General features: G+C 31.5%; 15 protein-coding genes and 1 other RNA gene. 9 read left to right on the top strand and 7 right to left on the bottom strand.

Annotated features, from left to right (window positions below; translation table 11 throughout):
- Positions 1–185: 185 nt before the first annotated feature.
- Positions 186–680, bottom strand: a complete 495-nt coding sequence (locus tag GOY12_RS00395; protein WP_175818127.1) for an RDD family protein — start codon at positions 678–680, stop codon at positions 186–188.
- Complete coding sequence (locus GOY12_RS00390) at positions 680–1315, bottom strand: HAD family hydrolase (RefSeq protein ID WP_175818126.1); 636 nt, start codon at positions 1313–1315, stop codon at positions 680–682. Before GOY12_RS00390 ends, GOY12_RS00395 begins: the two co-directional genes overlap by 1 nt.
- 1252 nt (positions 1316–2567) lie before the next feature.
- On the opposite strand from GOY12_RS00390, the gene htpG reads away from it, so the two are divergent.
- From htpG to hemA, 3 genes are all read left to right on the top strand, one after another.
- Positions 2568–4466, top strand: coding sequence for a molecular chaperone HtpG (gene htpG / locus GOY12_RS00385; RefSeq protein WP_175818686.1), 1899 nt, complete (start codon positions 2568–2570; stop codon positions 4464–4466).
- Between the two features lie 1472 nt (positions 4467–5938).
- Positions 5939–6721 carry a TomO hydrophobic C-terminal domain-containing protein gene (locus GOY12_RS00380; RefSeq protein WP_175818125.1) on the top strand — a complete coding sequence of 261 codons (783 nt, stop codon included), beginning with the start codon at positions 5939–5941 and terminating at the stop codon, positions 6719–6721.
- Positions 6722–6786: 65 nt separating this feature from the next.
- Positions 6787–7989: a 5-aminolevulinate synthase gene (gene hemA / locus GOY12_RS00375; RefSeq protein ID WP_175818124.1), complete on the top strand. Its 1203-nt coding sequence runs from the start codon at positions 6787–6789 to the stop codon at positions 7987–7989.
- On the opposite strand, the gene GOY12_RS00370 is transcribed toward hemA, so the two are convergent.
- From GOY12_RS00370 to rimM, 3 genes are all read right to left on the bottom strand, one after another.
- A complete protein-coding gene (locus GOY12_RS00370; protein WP_175818123.1) occupies positions 7981–8679 on the bottom strand; it encodes an inositol monophosphatase family protein in 699 nt (232 codons plus the stop codon). The genes hemA and GOY12_RS00370 overlap by 9 nt on opposite strands.
- 6 nt (positions 8680–8685) lie before the next feature.
- The gene (gene efp, locus GOY12_RS00365; RefSeq protein ID WP_175818122.1) at positions 8686–9252 is read right to left on the bottom strand and encodes an elongation factor P; all 567 of its coding nucleotides are present in this window, start codon (positions 9250–9252) and stop codon (positions 8686–8688) included.
- Positions 9253–9315: 63 nt separating this feature from the next.
- Entirely contained in the window at positions 9316–9822 is a 507-nt protein-coding gene (gene rimM, locus GOY12_RS00360; RefSeq protein WP_175818121.1) for a ribosome maturation factor RimM, read from the bottom strand.
- Positions 9823–12068: 2246 nt separating this feature from the next.
- Here rimM and bcp point away from each other — a divergent pair.
- Positions 12069–12536 carry a thioredoxin-dependent thiol peroxidase gene (gene bcp / locus GOY12_RS00355; protein WP_175818685.1) on the top strand — a complete coding sequence of 156 codons (468 nt, stop codon included), beginning with the start codon at positions 12069–12071 and terminating at the stop codon, positions 12534–12536.
- Between the two features lie 2373 nt (positions 12537–14909).
- Positions 14910–15256: RNase P RNA component class A (gene rnpB, locus GOY12_RS00350), an RNA gene on the top strand.
- A gap of 40 nt (positions 15257–15296) precedes the next feature.
- Here rnpB and GOY12_RS00345 read toward each other — a convergent pair.
- On the bottom strand, positions 15297–16067 hold the full coding sequence (locus tag GOY12_RS00345) for a response regulator transcription factor (RefSeq protein ID WP_175818120.1): 771 nt from the start codon (positions 16065–16067) through the stop codon (positions 15297–15299).
- Between the two features lie 325 nt (positions 16068–16392).
- Here GOY12_RS00345 and GOY12_RS00340 point away from each other — a divergent pair, with 325 nt between their 5' ends.
- The 4 genes from GOY12_RS00340 to GOY12_RS00325 are packed head-to-tail and all read left to right on the top strand — an operon-like array spanning position 16393 to position 19864.
- Positions 16393–17376 carry an NAD(P)H-dependent glycerol-3-phosphate dehydrogenase gene (locus GOY12_RS00340; RefSeq protein ID WP_175818119.1) on the top strand — a complete coding sequence of 328 codons (984 nt, stop codon included), beginning with the start codon at positions 16393–16395 and terminating at the stop codon, positions 17374–17376.
- Between the two features lie 19 nt (positions 17377–17395).
- On the top strand, positions 17396–17878 hold the full coding sequence (locus tag GOY12_RS00335) for a phosphatidylglycerophosphatase A family protein (RefSeq protein WP_175818118.1): 483 nt from the start codon (positions 17396–17398) through the stop codon (positions 17876–17878).
- Entirely contained in the window at positions 17868–18647 is a 780-nt protein-coding gene (locus GOY12_RS00330; RefSeq protein WP_175818117.1) for a GNAT family N-acetyltransferase, read from the top strand. Before GOY12_RS00335 ends, GOY12_RS00330 begins: the two co-directional genes overlap by 11 nt.
- A gap of 56 nt (positions 18648–18703) precedes the next feature.
- Entirely contained in the window at positions 18704–19864 is a 1161-nt protein-coding gene (locus GOY12_RS00325; protein ID WP_175818116.1) for a transcriptional regulator, read from the top strand.
- Here the strand turns inward: GOY12_RS00325 and GOY12_RS00320 are convergent.
- Positions 19844–20632: a succinate dehydrogenase iron-sulfur subunit gene (locus tag GOY12_RS00320; RefSeq protein ID WP_175818115.1), complete on the bottom strand. Its 789-nt coding sequence runs from the start codon at positions 20630–20632 to the stop codon at positions 19844–19846. The two genes, GOY12_RS00325 and GOY12_RS00320, sit on opposite strands and share 21 nt — an antisense overlap.
- Positions 20633–20688 lie beyond the last annotated feature (56 nt).

Here is a 20688-nt window from a genome sequence, read left to right as displayed (position 1 = left end):
CAGCTCATTTGCATGCTCAAATTCTTCACCAAGATCACTAATTTCACCCCTTTTGAGAACCATAAAATATAAAAATACTAGCATATAAAAGTTAACTCACTCAAATGCTTTATTACTCCTTTACTCACAACCTTCTTTTAGTTTAATTTACCAATATAATCTGCATAACAATAGAGGTCACTAGTTCATTTGATAGTTCCCTTTACAACAATTGTACCAAATAGCATGTCATGATATGTCTGCTTGTTTTTAGAGAAGCAAGCTACTAAATACCAGCACAATGTGAGCAGAACTATGATTACTTCCAGTATATTCAAGGCATTTACTAATGATTCCTGAGCATGAAAAAAATCGATGAGGATAACTATCACGTTATTCAATAAAGGAAGAAAAAACTGAGAGATACTTTTATCAAATGCTAAACTCAAATCTATTCTAGAACCATCTAAACTAATAGTATATATGTTCATTAACTGCTGACCGGGAGTTGCTTGAGCTACTGAAGATATAAAATATGTAAAGTAACCGCAATTCATACATATATACAGTAGATATAGAATTAACGGAAAATCCTTTAATAAAAGGACAATTAATAAGGTTGGAACTAGCAAAATTGCTATATCTAGTAAATATGCGCAAAAGCGCCTTTGTATACTGGCAATCTCTATAACAGTGTTCATTATCTATTTTTTAAATACTTTATTATGAAGTCTGTAAGTTTATCAAAATGTTGAAAACACAACAAATCTTCGTACCCACTTATTGATTGGCCATATATAATTGGTAAACAATTAGCATTTTGTGCACACAAAATATCTGTGATGCTATCACCAACAAAAAATACATTTTCTCTACTTATAGGCAAAATACTCTCTTCCAAGGCAAATAGCAGTGGGATTGCAGATGGTTTATCTTCTGCAGTATCACATGAACCCACTACTCTTTTAAAGTAAGATTCTAACTTTAAATAGGCAACTTCTTTACGCAAATTAATATTTTTCTTATTACTAACTATTGCTAGATAAATATTGTGGCTTTTCAACTTCTGCAGCATTTTCCCTACTCCCTGGTTCAGGGTAATATTTTGTAATAGCGTACTATCTAAATATCGATATATTTGATTTACTTTTTCCCACTGGTCACTAGATAAATCAATCATATAGTTCCTTTCTGATTTATAAGAATTTTTATTAGCAGCTTTATTGTTACATCCCATTGAGCCTAAAGTATAATTAACAGCATTAGAAATATTGCCTTGGATATCAACTAAGGTATTATCCCAGTCAAATACTACTGCTAGCGAGCTATTTTCCATTTTTACATTGTTACGTACTTTAGGTTAACAAGTAAATAACATTTTGATAAAAAAATATAAATAAGACGCTCCCAATAAGCCTAAGGGATATTATCATTAAAAGCTATGCTAATCCGCTTCTACAATGGGCTGACACACTTGATTTTATACGCTACTAAAAAGTAGGCATAGCCAAAGCTAAATAATACAACTCAAAAAGAATATTAAAACAAGATTTAAATATACTCTCTGCATTTTTTAATGCGTGTTTTCAGAAGGAATATAATTAAAAGTTTAATTATATTCAAAAGGAACAAGAGCTCTAAAAGTTGCGAAAGGTAAAAACTTCAAAAAGAAAATAGGGAATATTATAAAATAATAACAAAAAAACTCAAAGAATAATGAAGATCAATAAATAAACTGAGGTAATCAACATAGAAATCAAAAGAAGAATTTGGCTATATTGCTATAAGTAAAAGAAGTAGATTTAGTAGTAAGAACAAGTTACTGTAATAAGCTGATAAACGCAACTGCCAAAGCTTTTACACAAACAGGTTAAACCTTATCAAAACCATTATATCGATTTTTCATCGAGCAGTAAGAATATTTAAAAAGAAAAATTCAACAATAAAAAGCTTGAGCAAAATGAGAAGAATAATGCTCTACAAAAAAATCAAAAAGAAGAAAGACTCTTTTAGTTCTCTAACACAATTTTCGAAGAAAATACTAGAAAACTACTTTTTGATTAAGGTGAAAGAGTACAGAAAATGCTAATAACATAAAAGGAGCAGTATAAAAAAACACATCAAATAAATATAGATTAAAGTTTTTTATAAAAATAAAATGAAAAAGTTAAGCTTAGGATCAGAAATAGCTAGGAATACAATGTTCAACTTAGTAAGTTTTTCAATTATAAAAGTATCAGTTTGAAAATTAGCTTAGCAAATAAGCATTAATAGAATAAGAACTTTAGCAAAGTTCTTATTCTATTATAAATCACAAGTAAAGGTTCAAAGCAAGAACAAAATTTGAGAATTCAGTGATAATGCCCTTATCAACACTCTTTAAAGTAAAAGAAGTAAACAACAAGTTTATAAAAGAATAATCCGCTTTTAACAGTTTAAAAAAATGTTTGATCAATATAACTATGATACTTGATTTATCGAGTATTATAATAATATAGTAGCTACGTTAATTTTGGTGCACACAACCTTGAAAGATCCCAGTACAATACTTAGATCATTAAGTAGTAAGCTAATAAATGGAGTTCAAAGTGTATAATATACAAGAAACCGAAAATTTAAAATTTGACGCTGAAATAGAAAAAGTACTAAATATAGTAATTAATTCACTCTATACCAATAAAGGAATTTTTCTACGTGAACTGATATCAAATGCATCAGATGCATGTGACAAATTACGCTATGAGTCCCAATTAGACCCTAATTTACTAGATTCAAGTGACGAGTTAAAAATTACCATTAGTAGCAATAAAGATAAGAATGAGCTATATATAACAGACAATGGTATTGGAATGAACCGGCAGGATTTAATAGATAACCTCGGCAGAATTGCTAGCTCTGGTACACAAAAATTCCTGGAAGCGATCAAAAGTAGCAAAGATTCGAACCAAACTGTAGAGTTAATTGGAAAATTTGGTGTGGGTTTTTACTCAAGTTTCATGGTTGCCTCAGAGGTAATAGTTGAATCTCAAAAGGCGGGAGAAAAGGAATCTTGGATCTGGAAATCAAAGGGAGATGGAAGATATTCAATCAGCAAATTAGGTAATCAAATTGCTCGTGGAACTAAAATTACCCTAGTTATATGTCCTGAAGAGAGCGAGTTTTTAGAAAAGTTTCGTATTGCAAACATTGTTACTACTTACTCGGATCACATAAATTTTCCTGTTGAGTTCATAGATGAAGAGGGAAAAAGTGAAAAATTAAACAGTAAAGCTGCAATTTGGACTAAACCAAAAAATGATGTTACTCAAGAAGAGCACAACGATTTCTTTCATAGTGTTGCGCATGTTGGTGGTGAGCCTTGGATGATATTACATAATAAAAATGAAGGAGCAATAGAATATACAAACTTGCTTTATATCCCCTCTATTAAACCTTTTGATTTATTCCACCCAGACAGACGTTGCTCTGTAAAGCTATATGTAAATAAAGTATTTATTACTGAAGATAATGTACAGATTATACCACAGTATTTAAGATTTTTAAAAGGAATTGTTGATTCTCCAGATTTACCTCTCAACATTAGCAGAGAAACACTGCAGAATAATCGCGTTGTTGAGCAAATTAGAAAATCTCTCACTAAACGAGTGATATCTGAACTTAGTAAAAAGGCAAAAGAAAATTTAGAGGAATATACAAAATTTTGGACCAATTTTGGTGCGGTATTAAAAGAAGGCCTTTGTGAAGCTATGCTAACTGATGAGAGAGAAGCACTGCTCTCAATCTGCAGATTTCACAGCACAGGTAACGATAAATTAGTCAGCATTGATGACTACATAAGCAGAATGAAGCCTGAGCAAGAGCATGTTTACTACCTCACGGGAAATAGCCTGGATTCTGTAAAATATAGTCCACAACTTGAAGGATTTATCAGTAAAGAATTAGAAGTTCTTCTGTTTATTGATCCAGTAGATGATTTCTGGACTAGTGTAGTGCATGAATACAAAGATCAAAAATTTAAGTCCGTAACTCGCGCTGACGTAGATCTGGAAAAGTTTTCTCCGAAAAAAAAAGATGAAGAAAGCAAGTCAGATGAAAAAAGGAGTGAAGAAAATGCAGATTCTATATTACAATATTTCACCAAAGTTCTTAGTAACTCAGTAAAAAGCGTAAAAATTTCTAAAAAATTAACTGATAGTCCTGTATGTTTAGCAATCGATGAGGGTGCTATGGATCTTAGAATGGAGCGTTTTCTGCGTGAACAAAAACAACTGAATTACCGTACGCCAAAGGTGCTTGAAATCAACACTAAGCATCCAGTAATAAAAAGTATCATGAAATCTCACGCTGAAAGCGGTGAAAGCCAAACATTAGAAGACATGGTTCACTTATTATTCTATCAAGCCTGCATTATAGAAGGCGAAGAAATGGACAATGCAAACTTGTTTGCTAAGAAACTGAACAATTTACTCAACAAGATTCCCATTTAGCACTACATATTAGCTTGCATTATTTCAATATGAAAGAAACACATGACATAGGATTTACTTGATTAGCAGCTCACGTTACATAAAAATCCCGAAAGAGGAAATAACAGCAAGAACAAAAACAATTTTTAAACATGGATGCTAAAAAAGAATTTCAAATTTTAAGAAAGTAAAAATCAAAAAGCAATAAAAGTTAAAGAGCATCGTCATTCCCGGACTCTGGCATTGAAGGAAAATAAAGAGGCTTAAATTTTAGATAGTAAGAGTTAAGAGACATCAATTATTTCCAAAAATAAACTTGAAGACTTCTTAATGTAGTGACTTTAAGATGATAGATACCCTGAAGTTGTTATGGTTAGCAACTTAACGAAGTGCAAGCTACAGGATTTAATGAATAGAAATTATTAGAAACATGTAATTCCATAAAATAAGCTGTGGTGATACCAATAAAAAGTTAGGTAGCAGACATAGAAAATCAAAGTTGACCTCATTAATAAAGGTTTCACTTTTTATTGCAACAAGAGAAATAGAAGGTGTGATAGCTTTGTCTTTACAAAAAAAAATAAAGAAACGACTATAGCCCATTGTAGTACTAAACACCTTTACGATAATATGATAACTGATGTAAATGCCGCAATTTTATTTTAGAATTTTTACTTAAAGGCAAAAAAATGCATGCCAGTGTTCTCTGCAATATATTTTATGATTCGTTGCCTAGCCTTGATAAAATACTGAAACAAGTAATTCCATAATAGATCATCAGCTTCAGAATAAACTTCTATATGTATAAGATGTAAAACATGAAAACTTTCAATCAAACAATAACACTTAGGTACTATAACTTCCCTTATCAGAAAGTTATAGTACCTTACACTATACAGCTATTATAAAGCTTTCACTGCATTTCTATTATGCTTTTCTAAATGCCACTCTAAATACGGAACAACGTTACTTTACAAAGAAAAATGAAGTTTTTAATAAGTGAAGATCAACAAATCTAAAAGGTAATAACAAACTTTGCGATCCATAATGCTTCTAGCAAAATACTATGGTTTTAGTTTAGAAAATTATTTAATAATCCCTCCATAGAGGACAAATATTAATAAAGGAGACAAAAAAAGCACAAACCTAATGTTCATAATATTACTTCTCCTATTAGCAATTTCTATCTTAATAAAAATAATATATGGTTAAATTAGTTACGTGATAAAATTAAAAAACGCACCTAATTAGAAGCACAAAATTTAACCGACGCTAAAGACCATGTTTCTAGTAGCAGAAAACATTATTAACAACTTAGTAGATGAATGACTTATATACTTTAAAATAAACACGAAATAAGCAATAAAAAACAAAATCTAAAAGTGCCATCAGTCGCCAGCTGGAAAAAATACTGTGGACAACAGAAAAAATATTATGAATAATGTAGAGGTTTCAATACAGAAGCCTATTAGCAATAATTACAAGGGGGTGAAATGTGTAAAAGCAAAAAGAAAAAAAACCATAACAGCAAACCACCTAATGCCCAAGAGCAACAAGAAGTTCTTGAAACCCAAGTTCCAGAACAAATAGCTATTGCTCAAAGCGAAGGAGTTTCTTCAAGCACACAGAAGTCTCAAAGTGAATGTATCAACATCTCACCAGTTGTTAATGATACCAAGAAAAAACAAGTCCCTAATCAACTTACTGAACAGACAACATCACAAATAAAAGGTGAGCTAGAGCTTGAAAGTAAAGATAGTCAAGCAGATTCATCGTTACATCTACTAGAGAGTTCTACGAATAGTGATCGTAGTCACAGCAGCAGTTCTTTCAGTGCAGTCGATGTGTCAAGTGATAACGGTGGTTCCCCATTTGAGAGTATAGATAAAGGTGAAAATGTTTCTATTCCTGAAAGGAGTAGTTCAAAAGGCCCACAAACAAAAAAACAGAGCCAAGATCAATATCGCTTGTATCAGAGTCAGCATAGACACCCTCTGGTAACTAACAAAAAATCTAAACAAACGAATAACACTATTCTACAGGATACAAAAAATAATAATCTGCACTTCATAGCTGCATCCGTATTAACAACAGCTGTGGTTGCCCTAGGAGTAGCTACTGCAGTTCACTTAGAGATATCAGTAGTAGGAATAGTAGTTGGAGCTTGCTGTTTAGCTGCCGCTGCAATTATATACTATTATATGCCTAAAAGCTTAATTGAGAACAGTAAAGTCGAAGGGGTTGATATAAAGAAAAAGCCTACTGTTGCACTGTAAATAAATATAGTAGTCTACCATTAAATAATTTATTATAATTTTATTAGCTATTAATAGATAAAAACTTGGTAGACTACGAAGGGATATTTTTAAGCAAAATCAAAGATATAAAAGAGGAAGGGCGATACCGTGAATTCATGCACTTTGCGTCATTGCCTGGTAGATTTCCTTATGTTATGGATTACGAAAGAAATAGGGAAGTAATTGTCTGGTGCAGCAACAATTATTTAGGAATGTCACAAAATGAAAGCGTAATTGCTGCTATCCAAAATTCACCAGTTGGAGCAGGAGGAACAAGAAATATATCCGGTACAACAAAAGAGGTCGTTGAACTTGAGAAATCTCTAGCTTGCTTGCATAATAAAAAAGCTGCTTTAACTTTTGCTTGTGGCTACCTTGCTAACCAGACAACACTTAGCACTTTATCGTCCGTTATTCCTGACGTAGTATTTTTTTCAGACGAGAAAAACCATTCTTCGATGATAGAAGGTATCAAATCAGGAAAAAGACCGAAATACATATTCAAGCACAATAACGTTGATCACTTAGAACAGTTGTTAAAGTCTGTAGACGAGAAAACACCAAAGATAATAGCATTTGAATCTATATACTCAATGGATGGTGATATAGCACCATTGAGAGAAATATGTGATTTGGCAGAGAAACATAATGCAATTACTTACTTAGATGAGGTACACGCAGTTGGCATGTACGGTTCACATGGTGGTGGAATCGCAGAAAGGGAAGGTCTAACGGATAGAGTAACTATTATTCAAGGCACACTATCAAAAGCTTTTGGAGTGATGGGCGGATATATAGCATCTTCAAAAAGCTTAATAGATGTAATAAGAAGTTCTGCCCCAGGATTTATTTTCACCACTGCTATTTCGCCTGTTTTAGCAGCAGCAGCAAAAGCAAGCGTTGATTATCTAAAATCAAGTAATATTGAAAGAGAGAAACAAAAACAAGTCGTTGAAAAAGTAAAAAACTCACTAAAAAATGCAAGGATCAACCTTATCCCAACAAAAACTCATATAATTCCAATAATAATTGGTAATCCAGAGTTATCCAAAAGGGCATCAAGGTTACTATTTGATGAACATGGAATATATGTTCAACACATAAATTACCCTACAGTTCCAAGAGGAACTGAACGCTTTCGTATCACCCCTACACCTTACCACACCGATGAAATGATGGAACATTTAACAGAGTCCCTTGTAAAAGTTTTTGAAAAGCTATCTATTCCTACAGCCTACTTATGCTAGCCTAATATTGCCTGCAACAATTAACCCATTATCCTCTACTAGCCTTCCACCACTTTCTTGAAGAAAAAGTTTACCAAGCAAAGTTTTATATTTATTAACTCCAGAGTAAACTATTCCTTTGTGTCTTCCTGCAGCAAGATATACAAAACCTAAAACTGTCGAACCAATGGAACGCACATTACTGTTATCTGGTAGTAACCTATCTAATAAATTACCGCTTACATCTATCAATCCCCCATCACGACTTTTCATCCGCATCCTTATATGACGAAATCTAGAATCTTCAAGAAAAGCACCTCTCCTCTCTTCTGCCCAGAAAGTTTCTCTAAGAGCAGGAACATCAACTACAGCTGCCACAACTTTGTTCTTATAAATTAGACAGACCGATACTGTAAAATAAACTATACAGCTAAAAAAATTCTCCTTACTTTCTATAGGCATAATAAACCAAGTATAAGTATCATCTTTTACTTCTTGATCAACATCATCTTCAAAAAGAAAACTATATCCTTGTCTATAATTATGCAAGCAACCGCATATGGCTTGCTTGGATTTCGAGTAAGTTTTGCTAATAAAATCGCTTGATTTAATATTAGAAATTTGCAATTCATTAAAATCACGCATCAGTTGTTTAGAAGCACCTCGGACAGAATCAAGCATCACATTAACTCGCGGTGAAGAAGTAGACATCTTTCTCTATCCTTTTGCCCTTTCATAATAGCTATCGTCAGGAGTATATACTACAACTTTATCTTCTTCTCTTATAAATTGAGGTACGCTAATACGCATTCCATTTTCTAAAACTGCAGGCTTATAAGAAGAAGTAATAGTCTGTTTTTTAATAACAGATTCTGTCTCTCTTACAGTCAACGTAACATAATCAGGTACACGTGTAGAAACTATTCTATCTTGGTAAGTTATAACTTTAATTTTTATGTTATTCTGTAGATAAATCTTCTTTTCTCCCAATAAACTTAAGTTTAGAGTAACTTGCTCATAATTACTTGGATGCATAAGATACACAATATCTCCTTCAGTAAATAAATAAACATACTCCTCTTCATCTAAAATTGCCCTTCTGATTGGGGCATCAGAGCGAAACCTCTCATAGTATTTTGCTCCAGTTTTGATATTCTTCATTTCAGCCTGTATGTATGCACCACCTTTACCAGGCTGAGTATGCATTATACTTACAACCAAAAACAACCCATCATTATGCTCTAATATCTGACCTGGCCTAACATCATTAGCTCTTTCTGCCATAATTCCATTCCTAGTTGGTTTTATAATTATAAATGGCTTTTGATTAAAGATCAAACCCTTTTACTAATCAATAAATTCTGGCATATTGAGGATTATATACTCTTCTTTTACGTTTATATGCGAAAATATTTCTTTAGTAAAAGGTAGCATAATGCTCTTTTTTGTATCAGTGACCGAAATTTTCAATATATCTCCTGAACCAAAATTACATATAGATTTTACATATCCATACAGTTTATTATTTTCTAACCTTACTTTCATACCCACAAGGTCACTTTGATAGAATTCGTTCTTATCACTTAATTCTGGCAGCTTGTCTTTTTCTATATATAATTTCTTATTTCTCAAAAGCTCTGCTTTGTTACGAGAATTTACTCCATCTATTGTAGCTATTACCAAGCTCTCATCTACTATAGACATTAAGTCTATTTCATAATTCTCATCACCACTTGTTAGCTTACCGTACAAGGAGATATTCTCAGGCTTTTCAGTAAAAGTTTTTATTTTAATAGCCCCATTAACTCCATGAGGAGAAATAATTACTCCCAAGCATATTAGATTGCTACTCATATTAATATAAGCCAAAAGATTCCTTAGATAAATAACCGTTTAATAAACTTAACGCTACTACTACCATCAATTTTCTTTTTAGTAATACTGAGTAGAGACAAAATTCTCATAACTCTACCAGTGCTACCTCAACAGTAAATAACTAACAATAACCCAGCTTTTTATAAACTTCAGGTTATTCATTTCCATTTTATCCAAAACATTAAATACCTTCCCTTACTTCCCCTATCACAGAAATTTATTTGCTAGGTTCTCTAATTAATTTTTTAGGAATTTATTCATTATCTTAACATTCACCCCCATCCTTTTACTCATACAACAACTTATACCGTGAGAAATTGCCTTCTCTGCGCTCCTAGTATTGAGCTTTATATTATTATGGTACCAACCAACGCAAGGATTTAACAACTCAGAATTTTTTGTCTATCGTTTGTAGACAAGTTTAAAAAAACTCCTTCCATACTTCCATAAAAGGAACCACAAAATGTTAAAATTCTATGACGGTTTTTATTACCTTTTCCACCTTGATAAACCTTAGCAATCTTAAGCCCACTCTACTGTCACAGCCTAGAATTCGCAAAAAACACGGCACTAACAAAGCTGTTATTTATTAATTTTTTATAAAAACTAGTACAAGTATACTATAAATATTCGTCACACACCATCATCTTTCTTTTTATAACTTAAGAGTATGATTAATCTTGAGTTAGAGCAATCTAAATTATTAACAGCTATTCCAAGAAAAAATCTATGTAGTACTTATTACCAACGTCGCACAAGTAAATACTCTTACTATGGAAAAAACTGACATTAATAGAAGATAAACTAACAAGATAAGAGAAATTTTCATAAAAATATGGTATACTGAGTTTTAATTAATAACACAAAAGCTACTACAATGAGAAGGACATGTATAAGCTAAGCAAATCAACAAAGTTACTGTATATTTCCAAAATTTTTGTGGTTCTATTGAATAACATTATATTTCAATTATTCATTAAGAAGCATATTTTTCTTTGTAACCCAAGTATAGACTTAAAAATGTGCTGGAAGCAGTACAATAAGAAATTATTATTATTCATAATAGAAAAGCATCACGTTAAATACAAAAACTTTAAGGTTATATAAATTAACTGATAAAGCTATATATGCTGTATTATCACAATAAGTTAGCAAAGTGAAAAGCCTTTAAGGTTAATATTATATAGTTAAAATAGCAAGATAATATTTAGCAATCTTAACATTCAAGATTATAAGGTAAACAGTTACTCACAAACGATAAAATTAATAAACCACTAAACAACTAAGAAGTATTTTATACTATAGAAAATAAATCAATCCCTCATTTTTTCTATACTTCATAAAGGTAACACTAAAATGCCACTTTTTAACAGCCTGTTTTTTAATTTTTTCAGCCTTATCATTAGTAATTCCAATACTAACAATACTTTATTCACACTTTTTCAATATCTAGATGCTAGTTAAGTAGCATAAAACGAACACTGAGTTGCAATAGATAAAAAGAGAAATCAGAGTAAGAAAACACAAATAAGCTAAAGTTTTTGCAAGTGTTATACATGAGCTGTATACACTTCTTCATTTTTATCATTAGATTCGCAGAGTTAATCAAAAATTAAACTTTATGTTTTATTGATCACTTTTGACACAAGAAATATATAAACGATATATAATACAGGATATATTTACTTGCTTTAATTAACAATGTGCTCAACTTTACGAAAGCTGAATTAAGTAACTTAACAGTAAAAAAGTAAAACTTAACCTAATAAAGTAATGGTTCATACTTTAATATGCTATCACCTCAATTAAAAGAAACAGAAATGAATTAAAAAGAGTTGCATAATAAACAACTGTTAGTTATTGCAGATCATAAAAGTATAACATAAGTTATAATTAATTTATTACCAAATTTAATTAAATTTACTCCTAAAGATAGTTTAATAAGAATGGCAACTAAAAAAAGTTATATCCGTTTCTATCCAAGCAGACTCAAGATATAGAAACGAAGGTACAGGAATTGGGCTTACCACCTAGCAAAAAACTAGTAGAGTTAATAGTAGAACTTTTTTACTATTAACTAAAAGCGAAGCAAAATTTGGACTACCATGACGTTAAATTTCTTTTATGAAAAAGAAATATATGAAAATCCAATTGACTTTTACCTAGAATTCTTGAAACTCTGAGTATAATATACTACCATAGGTACCATTAAAGGAGCGCAAAATATAGAATTAGCAGTAGGAAATAATGCACCAAATTTTAGCTTACCAACAGATTCTGGTGAAAATCTATCACTGGTTGCTTTTTTTAATAAAAGAAATGTAGTCCTCTATTTCTACCCTAAAGATGACACTCCAGGTTGTACTATAGAAGCAAAAGATTTTAGAGATAAAATAAAAGATTTTTCCTCTTTTGATACAGTGATAATTGGTGTATCAAAAGATAGTGTTAAATGCCATGCAAATTTCAAAGCAAAATATTCACTACCATTCTATTTAGTTTCTGATGAAAATGTTAGAATATTAGAAAAGTATGGTGTTTGGACAGAAAAGAGTATATTTGGCAAAAAGTATATGGGGATAGAACGCACCACTTTTTTAATAAATAAAAAGGGTAAAATAGTAAAAATCTGGAAAAACGTAAAAGTTAGCGGGCATGTTAATGAAGTTCTAGAGGAAGTTAAAAAAATATAAATAAAAAAACCATTTTTAAATTAATGGTTATTCATTGTTACATAAAAAGCTAAAATTATATAATCTCCGTAACCATTTAAGCTTTAGGCTGAACTTAAGTTACAACTTAGTTATTATCTTTAAAAAAATGGTATTGGCAAAACTAACATACTTAAAGCAATGAAATAAAAAAGAAAAAGCCAGTAAGGTGCAAAATAGATTCAGCAATAAAAACTTGGCAGTATACACTATAGACTTTTTAATGAGTGAATTTTAACTCAATTGATATCACAAAAAATTCTAATAAGAAATTAATATAAATTAATGGAAAAATACAATCAAGTTATTCATCCCTTTATAGAATATCCAACAAAATATGGCTAATTCCACAAATAGATTATATTTCTCTCAATCTTCCAAGTAATAGACTAAAATTCTTGGATCTTATGGTTTAATCATTCGAAGAAAACCACATTTGTTGTCACACGAAATACAAGAAAGATCATCAAAAAATTTCCAGCGTTTCAGCCACTCTTTGTTTAGATTATATCACTTAAATGCAGCAGAGAGCTTTATTAACAATTAATGTTAAGCAGCAAAAGCAATAATTTCCAAGTTCAATTTCTATTGCCTCAACTCCTTTTTCACCTAGGGCAATACAGCAATTGACCTTTCCCTTTTGAATATGATCTATACTCGTGTAAACACAGCACATGATAATGCTGCATCATAGCCGCTCTTGCTACAGTACTTGAATAGCACAAGAATAGAGCCCTGACTTTTTAGTTGAATAAATAGCACTATTATTTCAGATATTACTGGTAAATAAACACAACATAATATACTTTTTAGCTCAGAAAGAGAAGGTATCTGAGTGAAGCCTTTTATAGTATAGGCTACAACCATCACAAAAAAAATTACTTTTCTTTCTGCATTGAGACTGCTTACTAAAGTTTGATGAACTAGCTGCTATATGCTTTCTAAAAGCGTTTCACTCAAAGCTTAGATGGACATCAGTATAGATTATCCACAAGGTGAAATCATCACCACTTACCAGTTAATGTTTCTCTAACCGACATTACAATTCTATATTCTTTCTACATTAGCTAAAATTTACATTTAGTACTTTAGCTCTTTGTAGTTAATTTTACTTCTGAAAAATTATCCTCTATATCTACCAAATTGTAATTATACACTAAGTATAAAACTAGCACTTTTCGCTGAATAGCTGAGAGCAATTGCAACTATTTTCTTATAGTTAGCTGATTTTTTAGTACACTCTAATGTAGGCTATGCAATACTTATACATACAATACAAGTCTTCCTTTGCAAAGATGGGTATCTCCTAAACAGCGGACACTAGGATCTAGGAAACTTAATTTTAACCAAGTAACCATATAATAAAGACCAAATTTTAGTGCCACATATTTAAATACTACTTTCTTACCATAACTTACAGATTACTTTATGTTTAATAAAACTACCAAATAAAAAAGATATAAAGAAAAAATCACATAGTAAATTTATCCTCCCTAACTCTTATAAATTGGCACTCTGTGTTGTCTTAAATACCCTATGAAAACTGGTGTATTATATAAGAGGCTTCCCCTTTTGACTTTATTAAAATAAATAGAATCATAAAAAAAATCATCCAAATTTGATAACTTCAGAGCAATAGTACCAAGTAAAAATACAATGTTTTATATACAAATGTAATAAAAAGATTACCAAGATAAAAAAACATATATCTCTAAATTCAATGTGGCAAGAGATAGTTGAGGATTTGAATAATATTATAGGGAATTAACAACTCCTTACTCGGGTAAGAAACGGTCAAATAAACAAAGAACCATTTCTTTCTAGAAAAGACTATATAAAAACAGTATTTGTTATATCAAGACCAAAATAAAAAAAGCCAATAATTTATGTGCTTTACCCAACTGTATCCCTCCAAAAGAACTCTTCTCTGTAACTTAATCAACTTATTATAGCTAATATATCTCTACTAAGAGAGATAAGCATTTTGGAGTGATAGAATTCATAGTGCACAATACTAAGAAATACTACTATTACAATGCCACTCCTGTGTTAGAGCTATCTGATTTTGTCACGTTTCAAACAGCAGGTGAACTATTATAGCAATAGCATACAAGCAGTCCTAAAATAAGATTAAATAGTGTACTAGTAGAAAGTGGTAGCAGAATCAAGTAGTCTATCACCTAGGTAAAGTAAGTAGTAAGGGATCAAAGTCTAAAAGTATAGTGGCGCTCACTTTAAGATAGCAATAATGTATCAGAATATACCTTAATTATAGGTTTAATACTTGATATATAGATCACTAACTAACAGGAAAATTATTTTACTTCTATGATTTTCATGTTAAAATCCATTTTCTGGGTGAAATAAGTAGCTGCTGTTGTGTAATAAATACAGCAGAGGAAAGTCCGGGCTCCAAGGGAAAATAGTGACGGGTAATACCCGCCGGGGGTAACTCCAGTTTAGGGCTACAGAAAATTACCGCCTAAGTACTTTCAGGTAAGGGTGAAAAGGTGTGGTAAGAGCATACCATACCAATGGCAACATTGGTAGTTGAGTAACCAACACTAGGAGCAAGATTAAATAAGAGTAGGTCTTATGCTTTTCCTCATGTCTACTCGGGTAAATCGCATGCAGTAAATGGTAACATTTACTCCAGATAAATAGCTACATAAACAGAACTCGGCTTATATTTCACCTAGGCATTCATATAAGTATCAGTACAATAGCCTATGTATAAGCATTTTATGCACCGTCCTTCACTTGTTCTGCTTGATAGCCACCATTATTCTCTCCTACATTAACGTTAGAATATTCCTCATCATCAAGATATTCTTTCAGGACATATCCTCTGCCCCAAACAGTTTCTATATGGCTTTTCCCATCATTTGCACTCTCAAGTTTCTTACGTAACTTACACATAAAGACATCAACTATCTTATTATCTGAAGGTTCATCTAAACCATTATAGAGATGGTTTAAAAACATTTCTTTTGTTAATACAGTACCTTTACGCAACGCTAGTAATTCTATCATAGAATATTCTTTATTAGTTAGGTGAACTGCTCTACCTTTTACTTCAACAACCCTATGATCAAAATTAATATTTATATTACCAATCTTTATCACCGATTCAGGATGGCCTTTAGTACGACGAACTATTGCCTTTATTCGAGCAAGCAGCTCACTCTTATGGAATGGTTTAGTTAAGTAATCATCAGCACCGTACCCTAGTCCTTTAGCTTTTTGATTAACAGCAGATATGCACGAAAGTATTAAGACAGGAACTTTAATTTTTGCACTTCTTAACCTTAATAATATATCGTATCCATCAATATCACCTGGTAAGTGTATATCTAGAATAACTAGGTCGTAATGATCCCCATTCGAGGAAACCATATTATTATTGTAGTCTTGTGCAGAAGTCACAACATCACAAAAGTGTCCATCAGAAGTTAAAGCGTTAACTACAGTCTTTGCACTTACTTGATCATCTTCAATTAACAATATACGCATATTTCATACCCCGTAAGTAATTTATAATTTTAGCAATATATATATAACTAAGGAAAGTAACAAATCAAACTTTTATTAACAAATTGTCAAAACTACTATAATGGACATACCATTCCAAAATCATATAAACAGATCTAAAATATACATAATAGATATACTATATATCATAAAAATAACATTATTTTCAGTAAATATTGAATTAAAGACATCATCATAAAAGAGCACTTAAGTTAATAAATATTTAATTATTTTACATATCTATGTCATATTTTAATTTACTTATCACACCATTCTAAAGTAGAATAATAATTTTTAGGAGCATTGTGTGACAATATCAATTTTAGGCGCTGGTGCATGGGGTACAGCAATTGCAATTTCACTGAGTGATAAACAGAATGTAGTCCTGTGGGCCCGTAGCAGAACTACATTTGAATTAATCAATAAAGTAAGAGAAAGCGATAAGTTACCTGGTTATCGAATTTCTGACAATGTGTTAGTAAAGTCAACCATTGAAGAAACAATTAATGCTTCAGCAATAATCTTCGCTGTTCCTGTTCAGTCTCTAAGGCAGGTATGCCAGCAGTTATATAATTGTGGATTGCAGAAAGATGTAGCAATGATTTTAGCTTGTAAAGGAATAGAAAGATCAACATTAAAATTACCAAGTGAAATAGTAAATGAAGTTTTACCTAACAACCCTGTTGCTATTTTTTCAGGTCCTAGCTTTGCGATGGAAGTCGCAAAAAAACTGCCTTATTCAATGGTTCTTGCATGTCAAAACTATACACTAGGCTCAAAGTTGATGTCAGAACTACATCAAGAAAATATCAAGTTACATTTTAGTAGTGATGTTATAGGGGTGCAAATTTGTGCAGCACTAAAGAACGTTTTTGCTATAGCATGTGGAGTTATTCTGGGCAAGAAACTCGGCTACAATACCCACGCAGCATTAATAACAAAAAGTATGAATGAAATCAAAACTTTTTATTTAGCAAAAATCAATAACAATAACATAGACATAGACACATTACTTGGACCAGCATGTTTAGGCGATCTAATTATGACATGCACATCCTTAAATTCAAGAAACTTATCTCTTGGATCTAAAATAGGTAGTAGTAATAATAGTTTTAACATTCAGCAAATTTTGTCAGAAGGAAAATTAGTGACTGAAGGTTTTAGTACTGCTCAATCCGTATTTTATTTAGCAGAAAAGCTAAAAATAAAAATGTCTATATGTGAAGCGGTTTATAGATTATTATACGAAAATGCTCCTATAGAGGATACCGTTTCCGTTTTTTTAAGTTAATCTTTTACTTTAGTGTATTATGAAAATTTTTTACAAACTGATATCAACATGGTGGCTATCTGGCACAATAAAGAAAATGCCAGGTACTGTAGGCAGCTTAGCTTCTTACCCAGTTGTTCCTATAGTACTAAGTAATAGAACTCTAGGTGCAACAACTATTCTTTTCTTATTTTTAATTGGATTATGGTCAATAAGTAACTATACAAAACATTACCAGACCCTACATGATCCAAAAGAGGTAGTAATTGACGAAGTAGTTGGCCAATTATTAACAATATTTTTAATTTCGGTACCGCTAAACCAAGAAGTGAATAGCCTTTTATTAATGTTATGCTTTTTTTCTTTTAGGTTTTTTGATATAATAAAAATATGGCCTATAAATTTGATTAATAAAAACATCAAGTGTCCTCTAGGCGTTATGCTAGATGATATTATAGCCGCAATCTTAGCTTGTGTTCTTATAGAGGCTTTTTATTATTCATTATCTGTGTATGCAGGATAAGGAAATCTACTATTCAAGCCTAGTTACTCAAAATCTAAAGGATTACATACTGCACACAGCAAACTTATCTCAGTGGGAAGTGCATAATGAATTTGATAACATCGGGTTTACAATAAATGGAACTAAGGAATCATTATTCAACTTTGTGTTCTGTGGAGATCAATGTACTAAACTTTCTATACAAAAAACTCTAGATTATCTTAGAACAAGAAACATAGAAGCAACATGGGTAATGAATTCACATATAAGGGCAAAAAATATTTTAGAAAATAGTGAAATAAAACACGTTAGTACACCGAAAAAAGTTTTACTTAATATGAAAAATTATCTCCTATCTGCTGACGTTGTTCCAAATTTAAGGTTAAACATCGTAAACAATAGCAACCTCTTGGAACAGTTAGATTTATGTACCTCTAGAATTTTTCATCATAATGTTGGAATTGTCAGTACATTTTTTCGCGGATTACCAAACTACGATGATAAAAACTCAGGATTAAAGTTCTTCCTTGTAACACTAAATAACGAAGTTGTCGGAACATGCGGTTTTTATATTCAAGATAGCGTAGCCGGTTTCTACAGTGATGGAGTTTTACCAATTCATAGAAATCGTGGAATAGGCACCCAAATGGTTTTAGAAAGAATCAAAATAATCCAGCAGCTTAAATGCAAATATGTAGTAGCACATTGTATGAAACCTTCTGTTAACCTCTATAAAAGATTAGGCTTTCAGATATTAGGCAATCTTTACTTGTATACTTCTTCAGCGTAACTTATACATGCCTTTATTGAGCAGTTACAAATTTTTACGTCCATTTTAAAAGTACTATGTTTTTTTTGTACGAAGTAGTTTTATTATTAATTTTAATACTATTTTTTCTCTCTTATTCCAAATTGAAAGTAGATAATAGAATTAAGAGCCTACAGCATCAAAATATCATAATAAATAATCTAATTGATACTATAGACGATGGTTTTTATATCTGGGATGCAAAAAAACGCATAGAAAAATTCTCTCCTAATTTGCTGATTTTGCTCAATACCGTTTTTTATTCATTCAATGAGTTCGTAAATTTTTTCGAGCAATCAGAAAGTCTAATTAAAAATTTTACTGAGGCAAAAAAAATAAATAAATCCTTCACTTTAGATTTAAAGTCAAAAGATGGTGAGGTTTACTGTATATGCTATGGCAGAAGCATAGTAGATGATTCTAATACTGTGATCGGAGTACTCCTATGGATAAGAAATATCTCAGACTATAAGATACAAGCTACTGAACTTGAGCTAGAAAACAATAAACTTAAACAAAAAATAGAGAGCTATAGAAACATTTTCAACTCTCTACCATTTCCAATACTCAAATATAATGAAAACAAAAAGGTAAAGTTTTACAATTTTTTTTATGATAAATATATAAATAGCTCCCAAAGATTGGCTGTTCCTAACAGCACTCAAAGCACAAAATCAGGAAAACATGTAATAACTTACAAAAATGAGCGCAAAATTTTTGATTTCATTAAAATTCCAATACGAAATTCCAGCAGCATAATAGTGTATGGAAAAGATATTAGTGATACAGAGGAGTTACATGTCAAACTAGATAGCTACTTAGCCGCACAGAAAAATTTACTCGAGGAGCTACCAATTGCTATCACGATATATGGCAAAAATCAAAAACTAAAGTTTTTTAACAATGCTTTTGTAAAAACCTTTCAATTTGACACAAAGCTCTTGGCATCTTATCCCACTTATCACGAAGTCATGTTTCACTTATTTGAATCCAAAAAACTTTTAAAACAAGAGGATTTTAAAACCATTAGTAGCCAAAGGCACGAGTTATTCAAAAAATTACTTGTGCCATATAATAGTACAATCCACTTCACAAATGGAAAAGCATTTAGAATATTAATAATACCTTATGCTTCAGAAGGTCTACTTTTCTCATACGAGGAGTGCAAGAGGTACCATTCAAACTCCTCCCCTCTCTAGCATAAGCTGCTTTATTTTTACTATTGCTCTTGCTGGATTAAGCCCTTTAGGACAGGTTTTCGTACAACTCATTATTGTATGACAGCAATATAACCTAAATGGATCACTTAAGGCATCAAGCCTCTCATTTGTCTTACCATCACGGCTATCAACAATCCACCTGTAAGCCTGCAATAGTATTGCTGGCCCTAAAAATTTATCACTGTTCCACCAGTAATTCGGACAACTAGTTGAACAACAGGCACATAATATACAATCAGAAAGTCCATCAAGTTTTCTTCTATCTTTAGGAGATTGTGAATATTCTTTGTTCGGTAATTCAGGCTTATCTGCTTGTAACCAAGGGTTAATCGACTTATATTGCTCATAAAATTGGCTCAGGTCAGAAACTAGGTCTTTTATTACATACATGTGAGGCAATGGATATACTTTCACATCACCTTTTATATCAGATATAGACTTAATACATGCAAGAGTATTGGTTCCACCAATATTCATAGCACAAGATCCACATATTCCTTCTCTGCAAGAACGCCTAAAAGTTAAGGTCGAATCTACTTCATTTTTTATCTTTATTAACGCATCAAGCACCATAGAGCCACAATCATCCATATCAATAAAAAATGTGTCTATCCTAGGATTTTCTCCGTCATCAGCTGACCAACGGTAAATTTGAAATCTTCTAACGTTTTTTGCCCTAGCAGGAGCAGGATAAACTTTACCCTTTCTATTAACTTTAGAATTCTTTGGTAAAGAAAACTGGACCATACATTTACCTTTTATTGTTTATAGCTAAAAATATCCTTTATTTTGTAAATAACATA

The organism is Wolbachia endosymbiont of Dirofilaria (Dirofilaria) immitis (assembly GCF_013365455.1).
GTDB lineage: Bacteria > Pseudomonadota > Alphaproteobacteria > Rickettsiales > Anaplasmataceae > Wolbachia.
Note: the sequence above shows the minus strand (reverse complement) of the source record. Positions and strands in the feature narration are given on the sequence as shown.